The 18,530-nt window shown below is 60.2% G+C and carries 13 protein-coding genes; all 13 read left to right on the top strand.

Going from position 1 to position 18,530, the window contains the following annotated elements; all coding sequences use genetic code 11:
* Positions 1–540 precede the first annotated feature (540 nt).
* The 13 genes from RHM57_RS17570 (at position 541) to RHM57_RS17510 (ending at position 17,855) form a co-directional block, all read left to right on the top strand.
* Complete coding sequence (locus RHM57_RS17570) at positions 541–933, top strand: helix-turn-helix domain-containing protein (protein WP_322138492.1); 393 nt, start codon at positions 541–543, stop codon at positions 931–933.
* A 34-nt stretch (positions 934–967) separates the two neighbouring features.
* The gene (locus RHM57_RS17565) at positions 968–2,047 is read left to right on the top strand and encodes a DUF3039 domain-containing protein (protein ID WP_322138491.1); all 1,080 of its coding nucleotides are present in this window, start codon (positions 968–970) and stop codon (positions 2,045–2,047) included.
* 81 nt (positions 2,048–2,128) lie between these two features.
* A complete protein-coding gene (locus tag RHM57_RS17560) occupies positions 2,129–2,749 on the top strand; it encodes a hypothetical protein (protein WP_322188984.1) in 621 nt (206 codons plus the stop codon).
* Between the two features lie 661 nt (positions 2,750–3,410).
* Entirely contained in the window at positions 3,411–10,163 is a 6,753-nt protein-coding gene (locus tag RHM57_RS17555; RefSeq protein WP_322188982.1) for a PA14 domain-containing protein, read from the top strand.
* 457 nt (positions 10,164–10,620) lie between these two features.
* Positions 10,621–11,328 (top strand): RHS repeat-associated core domain-containing protein, encoded by a 708-nt coding sequence (locus RHM57_RS17550; protein WP_322188980.1) that lies wholly within the window; start codon positions 10,621–10,623, stop codon positions 11,326–11,328.
* A gap of 13 nt (positions 11,329–11,341) precedes the next feature.
* Positions 11,342–12,181, top strand: a complete 840-nt coding sequence (locus RHM57_RS17545) for a tetratricopeptide repeat protein (protein WP_322188978.1) — start codon at positions 11,342–11,344, stop codon at positions 12,179–12,181.
* A gap of 179 nt (positions 12,182–12,360) precedes the next feature.
* Entirely contained in the window at positions 12,361–13,038 is a 678-nt protein-coding gene (locus tag RHM57_RS17540; protein ID WP_322188976.1) for a hypothetical protein, read from the top strand.
* A gap of 40 nt (positions 13,039–13,078) precedes the next feature.
* On the top strand, positions 13,079–13,339 hold the full coding sequence (locus RHM57_RS17535) for a hypothetical protein (protein WP_322188974.1): 261 nt from the start codon (positions 13,079–13,081) through the stop codon (positions 13,337–13,339).
* Positions 13,336–13,587 carry a hypothetical protein gene (locus RHM57_RS17530; protein WP_322188972.1) on the top strand — a complete coding sequence of 84 codons (252 nt, stop codon included), beginning with the start codon at positions 13,336–13,338 and terminating at the stop codon, positions 13,585–13,587. The genes RHM57_RS17535 and RHM57_RS17530 overlap by 4 nt, the downstream gene beginning before the upstream one ends.
* 647 nt (positions 13,588–14,234) lie before the next feature.
* Positions 14,235–14,930 (top strand): hypothetical protein, encoded by a 696-nt coding sequence (locus RHM57_RS17525; RefSeq protein ID WP_322188970.1) that lies wholly within the window; start codon positions 14,235–14,237, stop codon positions 14,928–14,930.
* Between the two features lie 408 nt (positions 14,931–15,338).
* Positions 15,339–15,896, top strand: a complete 558-nt coding sequence (locus tag RHM57_RS17520; protein WP_322188968.1) for a hypothetical protein — start codon at positions 15,339–15,341, stop codon at positions 15,894–15,896.
* Positions 15,897–15,992: 96 nt separating this feature from the next.
* The gene (locus tag RHM57_RS17515) at positions 15,993–16,826 is read left to right on the top strand and encodes an RHS repeat-associated core domain-containing protein (RefSeq protein WP_322188966.1); all 834 of its coding nucleotides are present in this window, start codon (positions 15,993–15,995) and stop codon (positions 16,824–16,826) included.
* A 588-nt stretch (positions 16,827–17,414) separates the two neighbouring features.
* Positions 17,415–17,855, top strand: a complete 441-nt coding sequence (locus RHM57_RS17510) for a hypothetical protein (protein ID WP_322188964.1) — start codon at positions 17,415–17,417, stop codon at positions 17,853–17,855.
* The last annotated feature ends 675 nt before the right edge of the window (positions 17,856–18,530 follow it).

Genomic DNA, 18,530 nt, shown 5'->3' with positions numbered 1-18,530 from the left:
CATTTTGCGCCGTTGGCCTTCCACGCGCACATGGTCCGACGTGAGCTTTATGAGGACATCGTGCGCTCCGTCCGGTCCACCAATATCCGTTTGCGCCCATCGACTCGAGCGACTTCCTCGCGTCTGCGGAGTCGCGAATCTCTCAGCGACTCTGTGTAGAGATTGCCAAAGACGCCAACGGTCAAGGTGATAGCTGGAACCAACGCCATGCAGAGCTCGTTCGCACGCCCCAATTGCTAACATGCCTACCTTCTCGCCAATGGATACGCGGTTAATGCCACTCCGCTGGCAGCGACGGGGCACAGTCTTGAGAGGTTACCCAAGTTCTGGAGAAGGTCGGGCGTCTTTCACGAACTTGTGGTGGGCCTCACCGCTGCGTCGACGAGTTGACAACAGTTGTGGCACCTGTGACACTTGTGACATGCGTCACCGAAAATCTTGTTGATAATTCTTCAACCACGTTGCGCCGCCGAGGCTCTAGTCCTTAGCCCATATAAAACTAACTATCCAAAATTCACTTTCCGGAATGAGCATCCGACAATGACAACGGTCTCCGTATCCGACGTTTCCGCCGACCAGCTAAGAACTCTCGAAAGCACCCGAGATCAGCTTCCTTCCGGAACGCTAAAGAGTGCGCTCGATTCCATGGCCGCTGAATTGCGCAGAGGAGAAAATGTCCTCGTCCTCGCTGAGGGTTCTTCGGTCACGCCATCCGAAGCTGCCCGTTTTCTCGGGCTAAGTCGAACTCATCTATACAAAGTTCTCGATTCGGGCGCGCTTTCTTTTTTCGTCGTGGGGGTGCGAGATAAGAGGATTCTTGGTAGAGATCTAGTTGCCTATCAAAGCCGGATGTTCCACGCGCAAAGCCAGACGGCGCTGGCCTTCGCTGGGGGAAGTGCCTCCGAGGACGCCGCACTCGACGAGATGTCCTAGCTTTTTTGTGCTGGGGGTCTCGTAGGCTGGGCTAGTGAGCAGAGCCCGACGCGTTACCCTCCGATGTATATGTGACGACCTGAAGCAGGACTGGATTGATCCGGCCGACCTGAGGAATGCGGTGGAGCTCCGCCGAGTCGTTGCACGGCGAATAGCCGGCAAAGCCAAGGATTCCGAAATTGGAGACATGCTTCGGCGACTACCTCCAATATCGCGACTGAGGCATCCCATCATTCATGCGTTTGACGACCAGTTCTCTGGTGCGGATGACGCGAGCACGCTCCGCGAAGCCATCAGTGCGGTGTCCGACCGGGCATGGTGGAAGCAGACCTTTTCGTCCCGTTGGCGGGGAGCGGCAACTGTTTTGATTGAGGATGGGTCCCAAACCGTATGGTTTGGGGCTGCGGGATATCACAGAGCGGGTTCGCCTGAAGATTTCTACTCGTGGTTCGCAGATGAATGCGCTGGCAATTCCGATGCGTTTCTTCCCCAGGCTGAAGACCGGGCTTTGGAAGTGGTCGACTGCAAGGTTGCACAGCTCGACGCTTGGAAAATGCAACTTCACCTCTCCGTGCTTATTCTGCTGGCGAATGCCCTGGATACGTCCAATGCCGGTCCGTTGAAAATCCTCCGACCAGCAGCAGAGCTGGATGTCCTCATGGAACTGTCCATTTCCATCGAGACCCTCGAAGAGGCGGGCGAACAATTAACCGAGGCAATTCTGACGATTGCTCCCATGGAAAGAAAATACGCGCACCTGAATAGCGTTGCGACCCGGACGATTCTCGCGTCCGTGCAGCCTGAAACGCTTGAATGGACAGCGGCTCCCCTCGCCGGTGAGGCCATATCGTATCGAGTGCTTGTAGACCAGACGACGAGTGCACGTGCTCGCCAGACCAGGAGTGAGGGACGCCTGGCTGCGGGAGATCTTCCCGGTGTAGTGAGAATGGGGACCATCGCTCACTACACGCCGGTCACAGGACTAACCGAAGCGTCACTCGAGGGAAGCGCGGTGCGGGCGGTGTGTGGTCACTGGTTCGTGCCCATGCACGACCACGAGGCACTCCTCGTGTGTCTGACGTGCGCGAATGTACGCGATAGCCCTTCGGCCTAAATTATCCACAGGTGCTCCTGGCAGCAGGACCACGTGCCGCACGCGACGGCGCTGTCGGTGCTGCCGGATAGCCTCAGAAATATGACTCCACGGGATTCAACACAGGTCGACACGCGTGCCCACAGGCTGTTCTCTGTTCCCTGGACGGACGAGGTCAACAACTTCATCCCCGGCGCCGAACTCGGCCGGCTCGTTGCACGAGACGCACGCCTCCCGCTTCAAGTGGCCGTCACCGTGAAGAACCAGATCCCGGATTCACTAAAAGGCGTGGACTTTGTCACAGAGAAGTCTTCCGGGCGCCTCGGAAACCAGGCGCGCGTTGTAGTCCTGCTTCACCCCAGCCTCAAACTTCTTTCTCGAGCGCTTCCCAGCGATGGCGTCAGCAAGGTCGTTGTCGTCGAGTTCCCCACCGTGCCACTTCATGGCTGGGCCGCAGTGAACGGGGCGTTCAACGTGGCGACGCGCGAGGTGCAGGCTCCGCTCGGAGAGGCAGAGACCAAGCTCTACGAGCGAATCCTCTGGAACGGCAACAACGGGTGGGCCGACGCAGCCGGCAAGCGCGATGCGCTCCACGACCTTCGTGAGCTCCGGGCGGTAGGCAGACTCGACAAGGACCGGCTCATTGGATTCATGGTGAGCCGCAAGGGGTTTGAAGCCGTTGCCCGGCTGGGGAAGCTTGTTGACGGGGTGCTTGGGGCGTAGGGAGTCGGCGTGGGTAATGGGGGCACGAGCGAGAGCAAGGTCCATGACTTTGCGCGGCCCAGCACGGCACTGTACCGGCGGCATGGTTCGTCTCGGCGAGGGTGAACCAACCGAATTGTGCCAGGGAGAATCCTTTGAGGAGCCCAACGGGCGTTGGTTACATGTGCAGCGCGAATACCGCCACGACAGCCCCGATGAACGCAACTAAAGGCAGCACGAATTTCTGCTTGAGCCATGTAAGGTCCAAGCGAAAGCTCGTTACTGCGCTCAACGACTCGACCGCCTTCCTTCCCAGCTGTCGCAAATTTTGAGACAGCTGGGATATCGACCAGCTCCTCACTGTGGGCGTTCGCGACATGCTTTCCAATCGTCTTCACGTCCCCACGGCAGGCCCGGAGGCCCCTTTCGTGAAGCGGCTCTGTGTCCGAATTGTCCCCCAGTTCAGGGGCCACACTCGTTCCGCATCTGACACCGAAATGCCTTTTGAACAGCTTTTTATTTCCTTCCAGACTAACATAAGTATTTGTCATATTCACAGGTGATGGTCAGGCCCTTCACAGGATATTGCAAGGGTGGTTTACTCCCCTCAGGCAACGCACAGTGGCGTTGATGAGGACGCCATCGTGCGTTTGGGGGAGCCATGATCCGTGCTCGTCGTGTCGTGAACATTGCACTTGGACTGGTTCTTTCATCGATTCTCGTTGTCGGAGTCGTGCAGCCGTCCAGCGCTTCCGCGCTCAGCGTGAAGGCCGCGGCGAAGGCCGTTTCGACGCCGGAACCCCTCCTCCCCGACGGTTCGGCCACTCCGAAAGCTCCTCCGGCCGAGGCGCCCCAAGTCGGCGACTTCTCAAATCCCCCGGCGGATAGTACGTATATCGCTCCCGTGCCAGCCCCGGCTCCGGCTGAGAAACTCAAGGCCGCTGACTTCAAGGGCTTTGACAAGTCAACGGCGAAGGTCTTGTCTGAAAGTGGTTTCGAACGGACCTATCAGGGTCCTGGCGACTCGAAGATGACCGAATTCTCGGACGTGCCTTTGAACGTCAAGGTCGACGGGGCGTGGAAGCCGGTTCTGACGGATTTGTCCGGGCGTGGGCCGTTCGCCTTTCTGGGCAAGGGTGGCGCCGAAGTGTCCCAGAATCCTCTGGCTCCGGTCTTCGCCGAACGCTCCGACGAGTCTTCGCTGCTGAGCGTGACGAACAACGGGCGGAAGGTCTCGTTCGCACTTGTGGACGCCGCGAGTGGATCGATGCAGCGTGATCAGTCCCCGTCGTCCAAAGAGAAGGACAAGGCTGTATACCCGGGCGTGTTCCCGAACACGGACCTCATTTACCAGGTGCGGCCGTCGGGCGTCAAGGAGCTGTTCAAGCTCTCCAAGAGTCCTGGGACGTCGGGACGCGTCTCGTGGGGATGGCGGATCGATACCGGCGGGCTGCGGCTGCTCGTCGACCCGAAGAATGGCGATATCCTCTTCAACGACGAAGCCGGTGTCACGCAGCTGGTGATTCCGCGGCCGATTGCCTGGGACTCGGCCGGAACCAAAGGCGACCGCGCCAACACCCAGGGTGACGTCGCTGTCGCGGTGCGTCAGGACGGCGACGCGTGGCGACTGGACCTCTCCGTCGACAGGAGTTGGCTCAACGACAAGGAGCGGGTGTATCCCGTGATGGTCGATCCCGATCTCTACCAAGGCGCATCCGAGTCGCATTCCTACAAGACGAACGGGCAGTACAACCACAACTACGGCATCCAGGTCGGAAACACGAACACGAACGGGACCTGGCGGACGATGGCCCTGTACGACTGGGGGTCCATCGCCGGCAAGCAGGTTTTGGGCGCGCAGATTGGCCTGGGCGGGCAGTCCTCAGACAGCACCACGACCTCGCGCACCGGCGGGCTCTACGTCTCGAACAACTTCATGTACGACAACTTGGGCTCATACCTGGGGGCGGTGAACTACACCAACGGCGGCGGCAACATACAGAACGACACCTTCACGCAAAACATGGCCTCCTGGACTGCCGGTGGGACCACCGCAATGTGGCTGACCTTCACCGGCGAAGAAACGAATGCTTTCACGTACAAGCAGTACAACACCAACCAGATATATGTCTGGTGGAAGGAGTTCCCGACCCCGGGAACCTTGGTGGCGCCCTCGCCAGGCAACGGAGCCACCAACATCAGTTTGACGCCGACATTCAAACTGGGCGGGTATACGGCGGCGCAGGGCACAACGCTTTCGTTCGGGTTCAAGCTCAGTGAGAACCCCAACCCGGACGTGTCGCCGATCTGGTCGACCGGCTACCAAGGGTCGGACACCCTCCAAGTTCCCGCGGTGCTCTTGCTACCCGGGCACACGTACTACTGGAAGGGGTACGTCACCGACGACTATTCTGGTGCGTGGGGCGTGTCCTCGGAACGCGGGTCAGCGACCTGGAGCTTCACGGTCAATACACCGCCGCTGGCGGACAAGAACACCGCCCTGCCATCCGACAAGAGCGTTGTGGTGTCTACGGAGCCCACGCTGACAGTTTCACCTGTAGTGAATCCGGAGAATCGGCCCATCCAGTATTGGTTCCGTGTCGCCACCGGAGCGGACTCGAGGATGGGAGGCGTTTTGAATTCCGGGTGGGTGAACTCGCCGAGTTGGACCGTGCCGACCGGGTCGTTGCAGGACGGAACCGCATATTCGTGGACCGTGCTGACCCATGATCAGTACACCGAATCCGGCACCCCCTGGGTGTCGTCCTTCACCGTGAACAAGCGGCTTGGGGCGGGCGGGCCCTCCCCGTCAGATTCAGCCGGCCCGGTGAGCGTGAATCTGGCTTCCGGGAACGCATCGCTCAGCTTCCCGTCTCCGACTGTCTCGACGGCGGGAGGCGCGATGGGGGTGATGTTCAACTACAACTCGCAGTCGGCGTCGAACCTCGGGTTGACCGGTGAGTACTTTGATGGGGCTCCGCCCGTCGGCCAGGCGCAAACCTGGGACATTTCTGTGGCGAAACGCCTGTTGGTGCGCTCTGACCCGCAGGTGAACTTCAACTGGGGCACGGGTTCTCCCGGCGACGGGATCCCCGCGGACGTGTTCATGGCAAAATGGACCGGCTTCGTGACACCGCCGGTTGACCCGGCGAGTGCCGGTAACCCGCACCCGAGTGCCCTGTACACGTTCGGGGTGAAACGGGACGACGGCGCCCGCCTCTTCATCGCGGGGACGACGGTCGTCGACCAGTGGACCAACACCTCGCCCGCGGACGTGCAGTGGGGCACCGCCCTGTCCTTTGATGGCACAGCGGCCCCGCTACGGCTGGACTACTTCGAGAACGCTGGTGCCGCCCGGATCGAACTCTGGGCCCAGAACGCTAAGGGCGACCAGTTCCTCGTTCCGGCATCCTGGTTGACCAAGCAGTCGCAGATTCTTCCCGACGGTTGGGCGACCTCGACCGTTCTCGCCGGAGATCAAGGCACGTACACGCGCGCCCGGGTTGAGGAGGGCTCGATCACCGTGACCGACGCCGCCGGCAGTACGCATTCCTACAAGCGCAACCCCGCCGGTGGATACTCGCCGCCGCCTGGTGAAGCGGGCGTCATCGCGGTCGGTGCCGACAACAAAGTCACCCTCACCGATGGAAGCGGTGTGATGTATGTCTTCCGCACCGACGGTGCAATCGAACAAGCCCTGTCGCCCTTGGACGTGAACAAGCCTGTGGCGCCCGGGGTGGAGTATCGGGCCGACGGGCGCGTCAAGCGCACCTTCGACCGGCTCGCTGGTACGGGTCCCGCCCGGGACATCTGGTACTTCTACAGCGGAGACCTCACCAGCGGGCCGTTGACCGGCGCCGACTCGGACGCCTCCAACACCGCCTGTCCCACTGTGGCCGGAGCCACGGCGCCCCCCGCCGGGATGCTTTGCCGGATCGTCTACCCCGGCCACAAACCCGGAGACCCCGATACCACCCGGCTGTTTTATAACGCGGCGGGCGAGCTCATCGGAATCGTGGACCCGGGCGCTGAGGAAACATCCTTCAGCTACGACACCTTGCGGCGGGTCACTGGCGTCCGCGACCCCCTCCAGACGGACTGGGCGCGGGTCCCTGGACGGACCGCATCGGATCAGAACCGCACCACCATCGCCTACGACGCCGGTGGACGTGCGGCCAAGGTGACAGCTGCCGCGCCGGACGGGGTCACCGCGACCGCGCAACCCTGGCATCAGTATACGAACAACCCGGCCACCCGTACGGCGACGGTCGACGTGGCGGGTCAGGGAACCTGGGGCACTCTTCCGAACGGACATGCCCGCACCGTCACCTACGACGACGCCTGGCGGACCCTGACCGACACCTCACCGGCCGGCCTCACGAGCACCGCGAAGTGGAACAGCAAGGACCAGATCCTCTCGACCACGGATCCGGTCGGCGTCACGTCCACGACTCTGTACGACAGCTTGAACCGTCCCACGGACACGTACGGGCCAGCGCCCGCGACCTGTTTTGGCAGCGACTTCAAGCCGGTGGCAGGCTGTGCCATCACCCCCGGTCACTCGGCGACCAAGTACGACGAGGGCATGAACGGACTCTCGGCCGCCTGGTACGACAACGCCACGCTCACTGGCATGCCGAAAGCCCTGACGCTGGGGATCTCGACGGTGACCGACGGCATGATCGACAAAGACTGGGCAGGCCTCCCACCCGTCACGGGCATCCCGGCCACCAACTGGTCGGTGCAGCTCACCGGCACCATCACGTTCCCCACAGCCGGCCAGTACTCGTTGGAAACGTACTCCGATGACGGCACGAAAGTCTTCATTGACGACAACCTCATCATCGACTTCTGGCACCCGTCAAGCTGGTTGCCCTCCGCGCCGGGAACCTTCACCGCGACCACGCCCGGACAGACCGTGCGCATCCGCGTGCAGTACTTCCAACTCACCTCAGCATCCGCGCTGAGCCTGATTTGGCAGAAGCCCGGTGACACCGCCTACGTCAAAGTTCCCGGCACCGCGCTGAAGCCCGCGTACAACCTGACCACGGGCACGAGCACTGACGACTCCGTCGGTACCGGCGCCCCGGCGGGCGTCACGAACCAGAACGTGCCCGCGCTCACGACGGCCACGGAATACGCGACACCCTGGCTCGGACTTGCGACTGCGTCAACCCTTGACCCGGCCGGCCTGAAACTTCGCACCACCACCGGCTTCGACAGCAATCTTCGCCGCACGTCACGAATGCTGCCCGCCGGGGTAGACGCCGGCGCCAGCGTGAGCGCCGCCGGAACCCAATCCGTGTACTACTCCGACGATGAAACCGTGGGTGCAGCCTGGTCGACCACAAGCCCGGTCTGCGGAGTGGACGCGGGCGCACGCCAGTACGGGGCCCTGAAACAGACCATTCAGCCTCCCGCCAGCGACGGATCCCGGGTGACCACCCAGTTCGTCTCTGACCTGTTCGGGCGCACCGTGGGAACCAAACGCACCGGCGACAGCGCGTGGACGTGTACCGCCTATGACGCCCGGGGCCGCCCCGTCACGACTGTGTTCCCGGACTACAACGGTGTCGCAGGGCGCACAGTGACCCGCAACTACGCCGCGGCTAACGGTGTTCTTCCGGCCGACCCGCTGACCAGCACGATCACCGACCCCGCCGGGACGTCAACCACAACCACGGACTTGCTCGGACGTGTTGTGCAATCCACCGACGTGTGGGGAGTTGTGACCACCGCCACGTACAACCTCCTCGGGCAGAGCACCACATCCCAGTTCACCGTGCCCGGTCAGGCCCCGTCGACGACGGTGCTAACTTTCAACATCAGCGGTCAGGCCGAAACGGTCACCGTCGACGGGACATTGCTCGCCGACCCCGCCTACGACACGTATGGGAGATTGAGCACGGCCGCCTACTCCAACGGGTCCAGCCTGTCCGCCATCGAGCGCGCAGCGACCGGGGCCCTCACGGGTCAGACGTGGGCATTTGCCGCACAAACCAGCTACACCGACCAGGTCAACCGCTCCCAATCCGGAAGGATCGTCGCGAACACCGTCACCGACGGGACCACTGTCAGCTCGACCTACGCATTCGACGCTGCCGGAAGACTGATCACGGCCACCCTCCCCGGCCACACACTGACCTACCAATACGCCAACACCGGGTCCTGCGGCCTCAATACGGGAGCGGGCAGAAACGGCAACCGGACGGCCAGCTCCGACCAAAGCACGGCCGGAACACGAACCACCACCTACTGCTACGACCAGGCCGACCGGCTGACGTCCAGCGGTGTCGTGGGGCCCACCGCGACCGTCTACCCCGTCGGCGCCGGTGTGCCACCGTCTGGCATCGGCTACGACTCCCACGGCAACACCACCAAACTGGCCGACCAGACACTGGCCTACGACATCGCAGACCGGCACGTCCGCACCACCCTCACCGATGGCACGGTCCTCGCTTACATCCGGGACGCGGGCGGACAGATCATCCAACGCACCGAAACACCCCCCACCGGCCCCGCAACCACGATACGTTTCGCCGCCACAGCCAACGGAGCGAGCATCATCCTGGGCGGTACGGGCATTCCAGTGCAGACCACACGCTCACTGCCCGGTGGCGCGAGCGTGGCCGCCCGCCCGGACGGAACCCAGGTGTGGTCCTACCCCAACATCCACGGGGATGTCGCGGTCACTGCCGACGAAACCGGGACCAGGACCGCAACGTACCGTTATGACCCGTTCGGGCAATCAATCGACCCACTCACGGGGCTGATCGGCACCACTGCCGCCGACGACACGTTCCCCGACAACCTCCCGGGAGTCAACGCCGCCCTGGGCTGGGTCGGAGGCGCCGGCAAACTCACCGAGCACGCCGGAACCATCGCCACCATCGAAATGGGCGCACGACAGTATGTCGCCGCCCTGGGACGCTTCCTCTCCGTCGACCCGGTCGAGGGTGGGGGTGCCAATGACTACTCATACCCGCTTGACCCGATCAACGGATTTGATCTGACGGGCAACGCGGAAGTGTGTGGAAGCTGGAACGCTTATTGCTCGCCCTACGCACGTACGACCTCGGAGGAGTGGGAGCGAGAGGCGAATTTGACCATCGCCTCCCTATTTATTCCGGGCGCTGGAGCCTTCAAGGTTGGGAGCGTGCTTCTGAAAGCGACCGCCTATCTGAAGGGAACAGAGGGCGCGGTTGAAGCTGTTTCGGCTTCGCGCCCGGTCGCCGCCATCGCAGGCCGCTTGTACACACGTTCGTGGCAGAAATCAGCCGTTGCTGACTTTGCGAGAAACGGTGCTAGATACATTCAAAACGGCACGCGCGGGTACCGCGGTGCGGCATCGAAAGGTAGATTTGGCGTCTCTTCGGACATTTCTAGGGGCATTAAGGGCCACCAAGGCTACCTCGTTTTCCACATCAATCACTAAGGTCGTCTTTATGTGGCTCGGAGAAGAATTTTGGAGAGAGCAAGGGCGCATCGCCCGACTGCATGGCGGTCCTTGGGCCGGTCGATACGCTTTCGTTTATCCTGAATTTGCGCATGACTTGTGGGTGATGGTCATCGACCCCCCGCCTACGCCAGGCGTACCGGGGGATTTTTACACAAACGGCAGTCAGTACCTGGAGACTTGCGCAGAAGAATGGCAATTCGAATGGATTGCTCTGGGACCCGCAGAGGAAGAGATTGAACGCCAGCATTTCGGTTGGCGCCCCTTGGGTCCCAAACCTGTGAAACCCGACCCTTTGGCACCGAGGGTTAAATGGTGGAGAAGGTTTCTTGCACGATTGTGAGAGCAAACCGCCACAGCCAATGGAGCGAGCATCATCCTGGGCGGCACGGGCGTCCCCGTGCAAACCACACGCTCACTGCCGGGTGGCGCGAGCGTGGCCGCCCGCACGGACGGAACCCAGGTGTGGTCCTACCCCAACATTCACGGGGATGTCGCGGTCACTGCCGACGAAAGCGGCACCAGGACCGCAGCGTACCGCTACGACCCGTTCGGGCAATCCATCGACACCCTCACGGGGCTGATCGGCACCACTGCCGCGGACGACACCTTCCCCGACAACCTCCCGGGAGTCAACGTCGCCCTGGGCTGGGTCGGAGGCGCCGGCAAACTCACCGAACACGCCGGAACCATCGCCACCATCGAAATGGGCGCACGACAGTACGTCGCCGCCCTCGGACGCTTCCTGAGTGTTGACCCGGTCGAGGGCGGCAACGCCAACGACTACGTGTGCCCAACGGACCCCATCAACAATTTCGACCTCACAGGGAATTTCGTCGAAGTTCTAGTTGCTATGGCAGTATTTGGCGGAGCTGATTTCTGGAATCCCGTGGGTTGGGTGGTCCTTGCCGCAGTCGTTGTTGTTGGAGCCGTCTACCTCGGCAGCCTTGCGGTTGAAAACGCACAACGCGCAAACGTCATGACAATGGGGCACAAGCCGAAGGCGCCGCGGGCAGCCGCAAATTCTAAAGGTCATGACACCACCAAGAATGGCAAGAGTGGTTCAGACAGGCATACAAAGCGCGACGGGCACGGCGGGGCGAAAAAATTCAACAACCCCAACAAACGAAAAGACCCAAAGTAGGAGGTGGCAAGCAGTGACGGATAACTCAGACAAAGATCTGGTGGAGCGTGGCAACGATGCCGCAGATCGCGGTGATCACACGGAGGCCATTCGGCTCTTCGAGCGCGCGGTCAAGGACGGTGAGAGTTGGGCCGCTCTCAATTTGGGCAACAGTTTCTTAGCCACGGGAGATGTACAACAGGCGATCCGCGCTTACGAGCGCGGTTGGCAAGCTGGTGACCGAGACAGCGGGCTGAGTCTCGCTCAGGTCCTTGAAGACCAGGGGGGTGTTGATCGGGCAATTGATATTTATCGCCACCTGGTCGAGCTGGGCGACCAGCGTGCACGAGTAAATTTGGCGTGGCATCTTCGCCAGCAGGGGGCGACCGACGAAGCTTCGGACCTACTCCGCGTCGTCATGCAACACGAAGGTGAAGCTGGCGATGCAGCTGCTGGAATGCTCGGAACATGGGAATTGAGTTTGGGACATGTTGATATCGCGGAGCCGCTGCTCCGTCGGGGTGCAAATTCCTACCCCACGGCTCGAGCTGATCTTGCCGAAGTGGTGCTTTCTCAGGGAGATTTGGACGGCGCCGAAGCGCTCTACTCTGCGGGAATTGAGGCGGGGGAACTGGACAGCATGATTCCGTATGCGAACCTCCTCGAACGTCGCGGCGAGATTGAGAAAGCCGAGAGCATCCTTCGCACCGCGTCTGAACTTGGAGACAGAAATGCGTCATACAACTTGTCCAGGCTTCTGAGGGACGCCGAGAAAGTAGATGAGGCCGACCGTTTTCTGCGGCTTGCGGCCGAGCGTGGCGATAGGTTTGCTCTGCGTGACATGGCGACGGACGAGACTACGAAGAAAAGTTGAGGAAACGCAGCGTGATTTACACTCGCGGCGCGTGTCTGACCAACGCCAGCTAGGACGTCGCTACGAATACGGGCAAGAGCGATAAATGACACACGACACACGCCCGGCACTATCGGTGGCATTAGCGTCGAGGAAAGACTGATCGTTCAATCAAATTGACCCGAAAGGGCAGGTTACGTGTGACTATCGTGGACGAAAATGATCATGACGACGATGACAATGAGCAGTGGACTCCGGCAGCGCTCGATGCGCTACAGACGGCCACGCGGCACTTGGTGGAGACGCTCTCACAACACAATGCGGCCCTAAACGAATCCATCGACAACGAGTCCTCAACGTTTCCCGACGGATGGTTTGAGGCCGTAGCGGCCGCGGGGCTGAAATATGCGGAAGCTCATTTTGAGCTGACCGGCACAAGCGGCCCGTTTGCCTTGTTCCACGAATTTGAGGACGAGGACGAGGACGACGACGAAGAGGAGGACGACATGGCCGCTGTCACGGACGACGGACAGATCATTAGCGTGCTTCAACGGTCGGACTACCGTGTAGTCCACGAGGCCAACGTGATCGCTGCTGGACGAGACGAACTCCTCGGTGCGCTGTGCGAAGAGAGCCGACGAACTCAGGCAGCATCGCGAGTCGAAAGTCTCGGAACCGCGCTCTATGAATTCGCCCACGTGCGCGGGTGGCATTCACTAACGGATATGTCCGGGTTGGACGCTATCGGATCAGTCATTCGCGTCATCGCGCAAGCATCAGAGTCGCCGAGCATTGTCGATGAATTTGAAGAGGAGCCGTTTATTGTTGCCGGCTCGTCGGTGTTCACCGAAGAGAACGTTTACTTTGACCGAGACTAGGTGAGTGTCAACCGCTGGGGAGAGCTCGAGCAGGGCAGAGGTGACGATGATGTCGAGTCGGGTCTGGACCGAAATCAGAGATGTTCTATGGGAATGGGATCCCATTACCGTTAGCGAGCATCGGGTCGAGGCAGCGAGTGAGTACGACGACCTTGCCTCTTCGCGCAACGGCTTTGTATACCTTCAGCAGCAAGCAAGTGTTAGTCAAGCGAATCTCGGCGTCGCGGCGGGCGTGGACGCTGGGCTGGCATTCAATACTTGGTCGCAACAGGCCGCCAATCTATCGGGCTTGCTGCAATGAACCAAATGCCGAACCGGCGGATCGGCACCACTGCCGCCGACGACACGTTCCCCGACATCCTCCCGGGAGTCGACGCTGCCCTGGGCTGGGTCGGAGGAGCCGGCAAACTCACCGAGCACGCTGGAACCATCGCCACCATCGAGATGGGCGCACGACAGTTCGTCCCAGCGCTCGGACGGTTCCTGAGTGTTGACCCGGTCGAAGGCGGAGTGAGCAACGCGTACGACTATCCGGCAGATCCGGTCTAGGCATGTGGCTAGGGGAAGAATTCTGGGGACTTCAAGGACGCGTTGCGCGGATCACCGCCGGTCCTTGGGCTGGCAGGTACGCCTACATTTATCCTGAGTTCGTCGACGACTGGTGGGTGATGGTCATAAGCCCGTCCCCGAGCCCTACGGCGCCCGGTGAAGTGTTCATCGATGACGGCAGCTATCTTGAGGACCGCGCTCGAGAATGGCAGTTTGAGTGGGTTCCCCTCGGGCCCGAGGAGGAAGCGTTGGAAAAGTTGCATTTCGGTCGGCGTCCGTTGTCCGCGGCCAGGCGAAACAAGCGCCGATGGAAGCGTCGGCAATGAATTTGGACGGCACCGACACATTCCACGGTGGTTGTTCGCCAACCTCAGCACTGGGATGGCGAATTAGTTCACGTTGAGCCGTCGAATTTCAAGGAAGCATCACTGGAGCTTTCGCGTGTCTCAGTTACGTTTGGCGCAACAGGCCTTGCCGTTCCGTGGCTCCTCCCGGTCGCGGAGCCGCTCGCGGTTGTGTCGGGACTCAGTGCCACTGGGCTCAACTGCGCTTCCTCAAATTGGGTCGGCCTCGATTGTGTTGCGGACACTATAAGCAACATTTCGCCCAGTAAAATGTTCACCACAACTAAGTAGTGAGGTTCAGACATGAATGCCATTGAACCTCCTGAAGCGGCGGCCGGAGGAAGATCCAAAGTGCCCGCAAGAAGACGACGCTGGGGATATTACCTCCCGGCGCTGGCGCTCATCTTCATTTTGGCTGGCCCAGGATTGCGCGGCACCCCATCAGAGATGTTCGTGAACTTCATGTTCATAGTCGTTGGGGTACCCGTATTCGTACTCGTGATTGGCATTCCCTTCGGAGCGGCGCAGCGTCACTTGTATTCGATCCTGCATAACGCCAATCCTTCATTGTCGTTCGTGATCATTCGCTTATCGCCCGCGCTCGCTTCTGAGATCAAGGACATAAGTGGCATCAGCATCGGCTATCCCACACCGATGAACGCGTCTCTCGCTTTTGTTGACGCTGGGAGTCGATTTGAACTGTGGCGGTTGCGTCGCGGAGGGCCAGAGAGGGTCCTAAGAATTCCATGGTCGAATGTGTCGTCAGTCGAAATTGCGACCGTGACTCATAGGGAAAGCATCGAGCGGGCCGTTGAAGTGAAAGGGTCTCTAGATGGAAGAGCCTTTCAGATCGGGCTCCCGCCACAGCGCCGCGGGGATTGGCTCTTTCGCCCGCAGGGAGACAAAGACTTTGACGCCTTCTTTCATTCAGTTCGGACCTCTCGAAATCTTTCGCGCGATGCAGGACACCCTCATCCGATGGGGGATAGTGCCACGTAGGAATTTGACGTTTCGGATCAATTGGACGAATAAAAGCCGTGTGCGCCATAGGTGCTGGAGTGCGTTCACGACCACTACTAACCCGAGCCCTTCCCCGTGGCCGTGAAGTCAGCATCACCGCAAAATGCGGGAAAGCGGTCATCATCGCCGGCACCGGCGGCAACCATGTCTGGCTGTCGCCCAGGGGATCTTAATCGGAGGGGACTACAAATTGCACTGGTTTGTGTCTCCGGCCCATAAATATACCTGGCCGCCGGATCCGCCGACTCGATTTAGCTTGAGTCAAGATGACATGAACAGAGACATTCAAATTAGTCGACGTGAGAAATGAGGTCCGTCCCCATGCGAACACGTCGTGCCCGAGTCACGACGGCAATTGCCGCTCTCGTCGTTGGCGCAATCGGGCTCGTGGGCCGAAGCATCCAAGCGGCGCAGCGGGGCGACGTCGATCTCTTGCGACTGACTGCGATTTCTTGCCTCGTCGGAGCCGCCGTATTTCTTGTCGTCATTCTGGCTCTGTTCGCAAGCTATATGCCCGCGCAAATTTGTGCGCGCCTTTTGCGCAAGATCTATCCGGATCGCCTCGTCCTCGCTGCCAGCATGAAATTCGCAGGCGAACTTGGAGATTTTGACAAGTCGTCACTTGGCGCGGGTGATCATCGGCCACCGGTCTATCAATTTGCAGTGATGGCGACAGATCAGGACATCACCTTCTGGGCAGGCGTTCGACAATTGCGAAAATTCTTGCAAATTCCTTGGTCCTTGGTGAAGGATGTCCGCGTTGATCAAGACCAAGAACTGGACAAACGCTATCTGCCATTGAGTATTGAGTTTTTCGATCCCACCCTCGCGTCGTTGAAGCTTCGAGTGGCGGCAGACACGTGGCTGGGTTTCTCCCAATTTAAGATAAACGAACTCGAGAGGGTCGCTCACCGCTTGGACGAACTTCGGTCGGCCAAGGGCTGAGATTGGATTGGACCCGAACGTGACGGAGCGAGCATTGTCCTCAGTGGTACGGGCATCCCCGGGCAAACCACACGTTCACTGCCGGGTGGCGCGAGCGTGGCCGCTCGCACCGACGGAACCCAGGTGTGGTCCTACCCGAACATCCACGGAGATGTCGCGGTCAGTGTCGACGAAAGCGGGACCAGGACCGACAGGTACCGCTACGACCCGTTCGGGCAATCAGTCGACACCCTGACCGGGCTGATCGGCACCACTGCCGCCGACGACACCTTCCCCGACAACCTCCCAGGAGTCAACGCCGCCCTAGGCTGGGTCGGAGGCGCCGGCAAACTCACAGAGCACGCCGGAACCATCGCCACCATCGAGATGGGTGCACGACAGTACGTCGCCGCCCTCGGACGCTTCCTGAGTGTTGACCCGGTCGAAGGCGGGGTGAGTAATGCGTACGACTACCCGGCAGACCCCATCAACAAGCTTGATTTGAGCGGGCAGCGACAGGATTGCGGTACTGCGGCGTGCAACAACGCATATTACAAGGCCAATCCAAGGGCGGCAGCGCTGCAGTCCCGCATTCCTCGTGCTTCCCTTCCAAATGTAGTGACCCCAAGGCTCAGCCCGAAGATCATTTCTGGCAGTATCAATATCGTTTGGGGCGTAGCCAAGCTCGTGCAGGGTTTGTTGGGCTTGGCCGTGGCGACGGGCGCAGAGGCTACAGTCATGGGCATTCCGATAGGCGTTACAGTCGATGCCGTCGCCGCCTATCAAATCATTACGGGGGGAATGAAGATACTTCGTGGTGTACGGCAGATGCGCCAAGGACTTGACCAGCCTTATGTTTACGGTGATCTGGGGACGTACGCATGGGATACGTTTAAGGGCGTCGCTCCCTTTGGCGATCATTGGACTGATTGGGCGGGAGGATTGCCATGATCGAACTCAACATATTTGTGCAGCTTCTGATCTTGGTGATTCGAGGGGTGCTCCTGTGGATAGTGGTTCCCGTGGCCACTGTCTCTTGGATAGTGTTCTTTTGGACTACCAAATCCTCGCTCGGCTCTTGTCTAGGTTGGTTTGACCTGAATTTGAATGCTTTGATCCAGCGCGTCGTACTCAGGCCGTTCATTCGCAACCCGCCAGCGTCATGGGTCGCAATGTCGAAGATGGTGAGCACCGAACATCGAATTGCCTTCCTTACTCTTTGGTAACTCGATGAGGAGCGCGCGGAAGTCGCTGAATGCGAAGCGGTTCCGCCGCCGTTGAAGCGCTCTTTGGCGTCCCGCAACACTTAGAAAGTGGTGCTGAGTCCTCTCAGGCTCTTCATGGACGCGACAATTTTCGTAAATGGATCCCTCGGCATCACACGCCCGACCACAGCGGGCACGACTACCTCGTTCATGCGCGACCAGAACGGCTCGGTCGTGAGTATGCGCACAAGCGCCGGGAGCTTCTACTTGATCCTTTTGGCGCTGTTGGGACGCGGAGTCGTTCTCATCATCCAAGCGCCCAGTGGAGATGCTAGTGGCGGCGGAAACTTACACAACTTTGGTAATTGTGTTGAGTGCACTGGCAACTACAAGCGTTCTCGTGGGTTTGCTTTACCTCTACTGGGCAATCCGGATGAGGCGGCGACTTTCCAGGCTTCGAATTCGATCTCCCGAAGCCGTATTTTTCGACGCACAGCACCAGCAGGGCTTCAACAGTGCCCTAGTCGCCTCAGTGCGCTTCCCAAACGTCGGTTTGGGATATTTCGTAGTCCGCGTAGACGAAACCGGCGTTCGCCTCATCAAGGACTTTGCAACGCCAACTGATTTCCTGCACGTTGCTTCGGGTGAAGTAATTGATCTTCGAGTCGAGAAAATTTCCGCCGGATTCCGACAGCGCTGGAGAATTCTGCTCTCCGTTTCGCGAGAGAACCGCGTCGAGCTGCCTATTTATCTCAATGGTTCCGGTGGGCCATGATCCGGCCCATCGACGAGACAAGGTTGCGCATTGCGCTAATGACATTTCAGGAACTGAAGCTCTCCGCTGGCCCAAGGGCGCAAGGCTCGACGCCGTTACGAAGGAAATCTCGTTCCGACACCGACACCGACACCGACACCGACACCGGCAGCTGAGGCGGGCACACTGTGTGTATCTGAGGGCGTTGACGACTGGTGGGTGATGGATATTGCCCCATCCCCAACCCCGGGAGTGCCCGGCGACCTGTATGTAGACGACGGCGGTTATCTCGAGGATCGGGCGCGCGGTTGGCATTTCGATTGGATCCCGCTCGGTCCTGAGGAGGAAGCGTTGGAGAGGCGGTACTTCGGTTGGCGTCCATTGTCAGTAGCGAACTGACGCAAGCGCCGGTGAGGACGCGGCTGCCGCTGGGCGCCGCCGTGGCAGCCGGCCTTGTCGTACGCGAGAACGGGCCATATCGTGTGTGAAGTTGAGGGAATTCGAAAGTAGAGGATTTTCAAGGGGATGGCGGAGGATCCGCGCAAATGCGGTCTGAAAGCGGCCGGGCGGGGTAAGGGATACAAGGCCCTTCTCGAGAAAGGCAATCAACCCACAGTGGGTCGAATGATCCAGTCGGACAAGAAAGGCCCCCGGGTAACCGGGGGCCTTTCGTCGTTTTCGAGCGGACGCAGGCGA

This window comes from Cryobacterium sp. 10S3, from assembly GCF_034344045.1.
GTDB lineage: Bacteria > Actinomycetota > Actinomycetes > Actinomycetales > Microbacteriaceae > Cryobacterium > Cryobacterium glucosi.
This window is presented reverse-complemented; position numbering and strand designations above follow the sequence as displayed.

What these genes read in the sequence shown, in the direction of transcription:
- RHM57_RS17570 (WP_322138492.1), top strand. Translation starts at nt 541, where the DNA reads ATGACAACGGTCTCCGTATCCGACGTTTCCGCCGACCAGCTAAGAACT.
- RHM57_RS17560 (WP_322188984.1), top strand. Translation starts at nt 2,129, where the DNA reads ATGACTCCACGGGATTCAACACAGGTCGACACGCGTGCCCACAGGCTG.
- RHM57_RS17530 (WP_322188972.1), top strand. Translation starts at nt 13,336, where the DNA reads ATGAACCAAATGCCGAACCGGCGGATCGGCACCACTGCCGCCGACGAC.
- RHM57_RS17525 (WP_322188970.1), top strand. Translation starts at nt 14,235, where the DNA reads ATGAATGCCATTGAACCTCCTGAAGCGGCGGCCGGAGGAAGATCCAAA.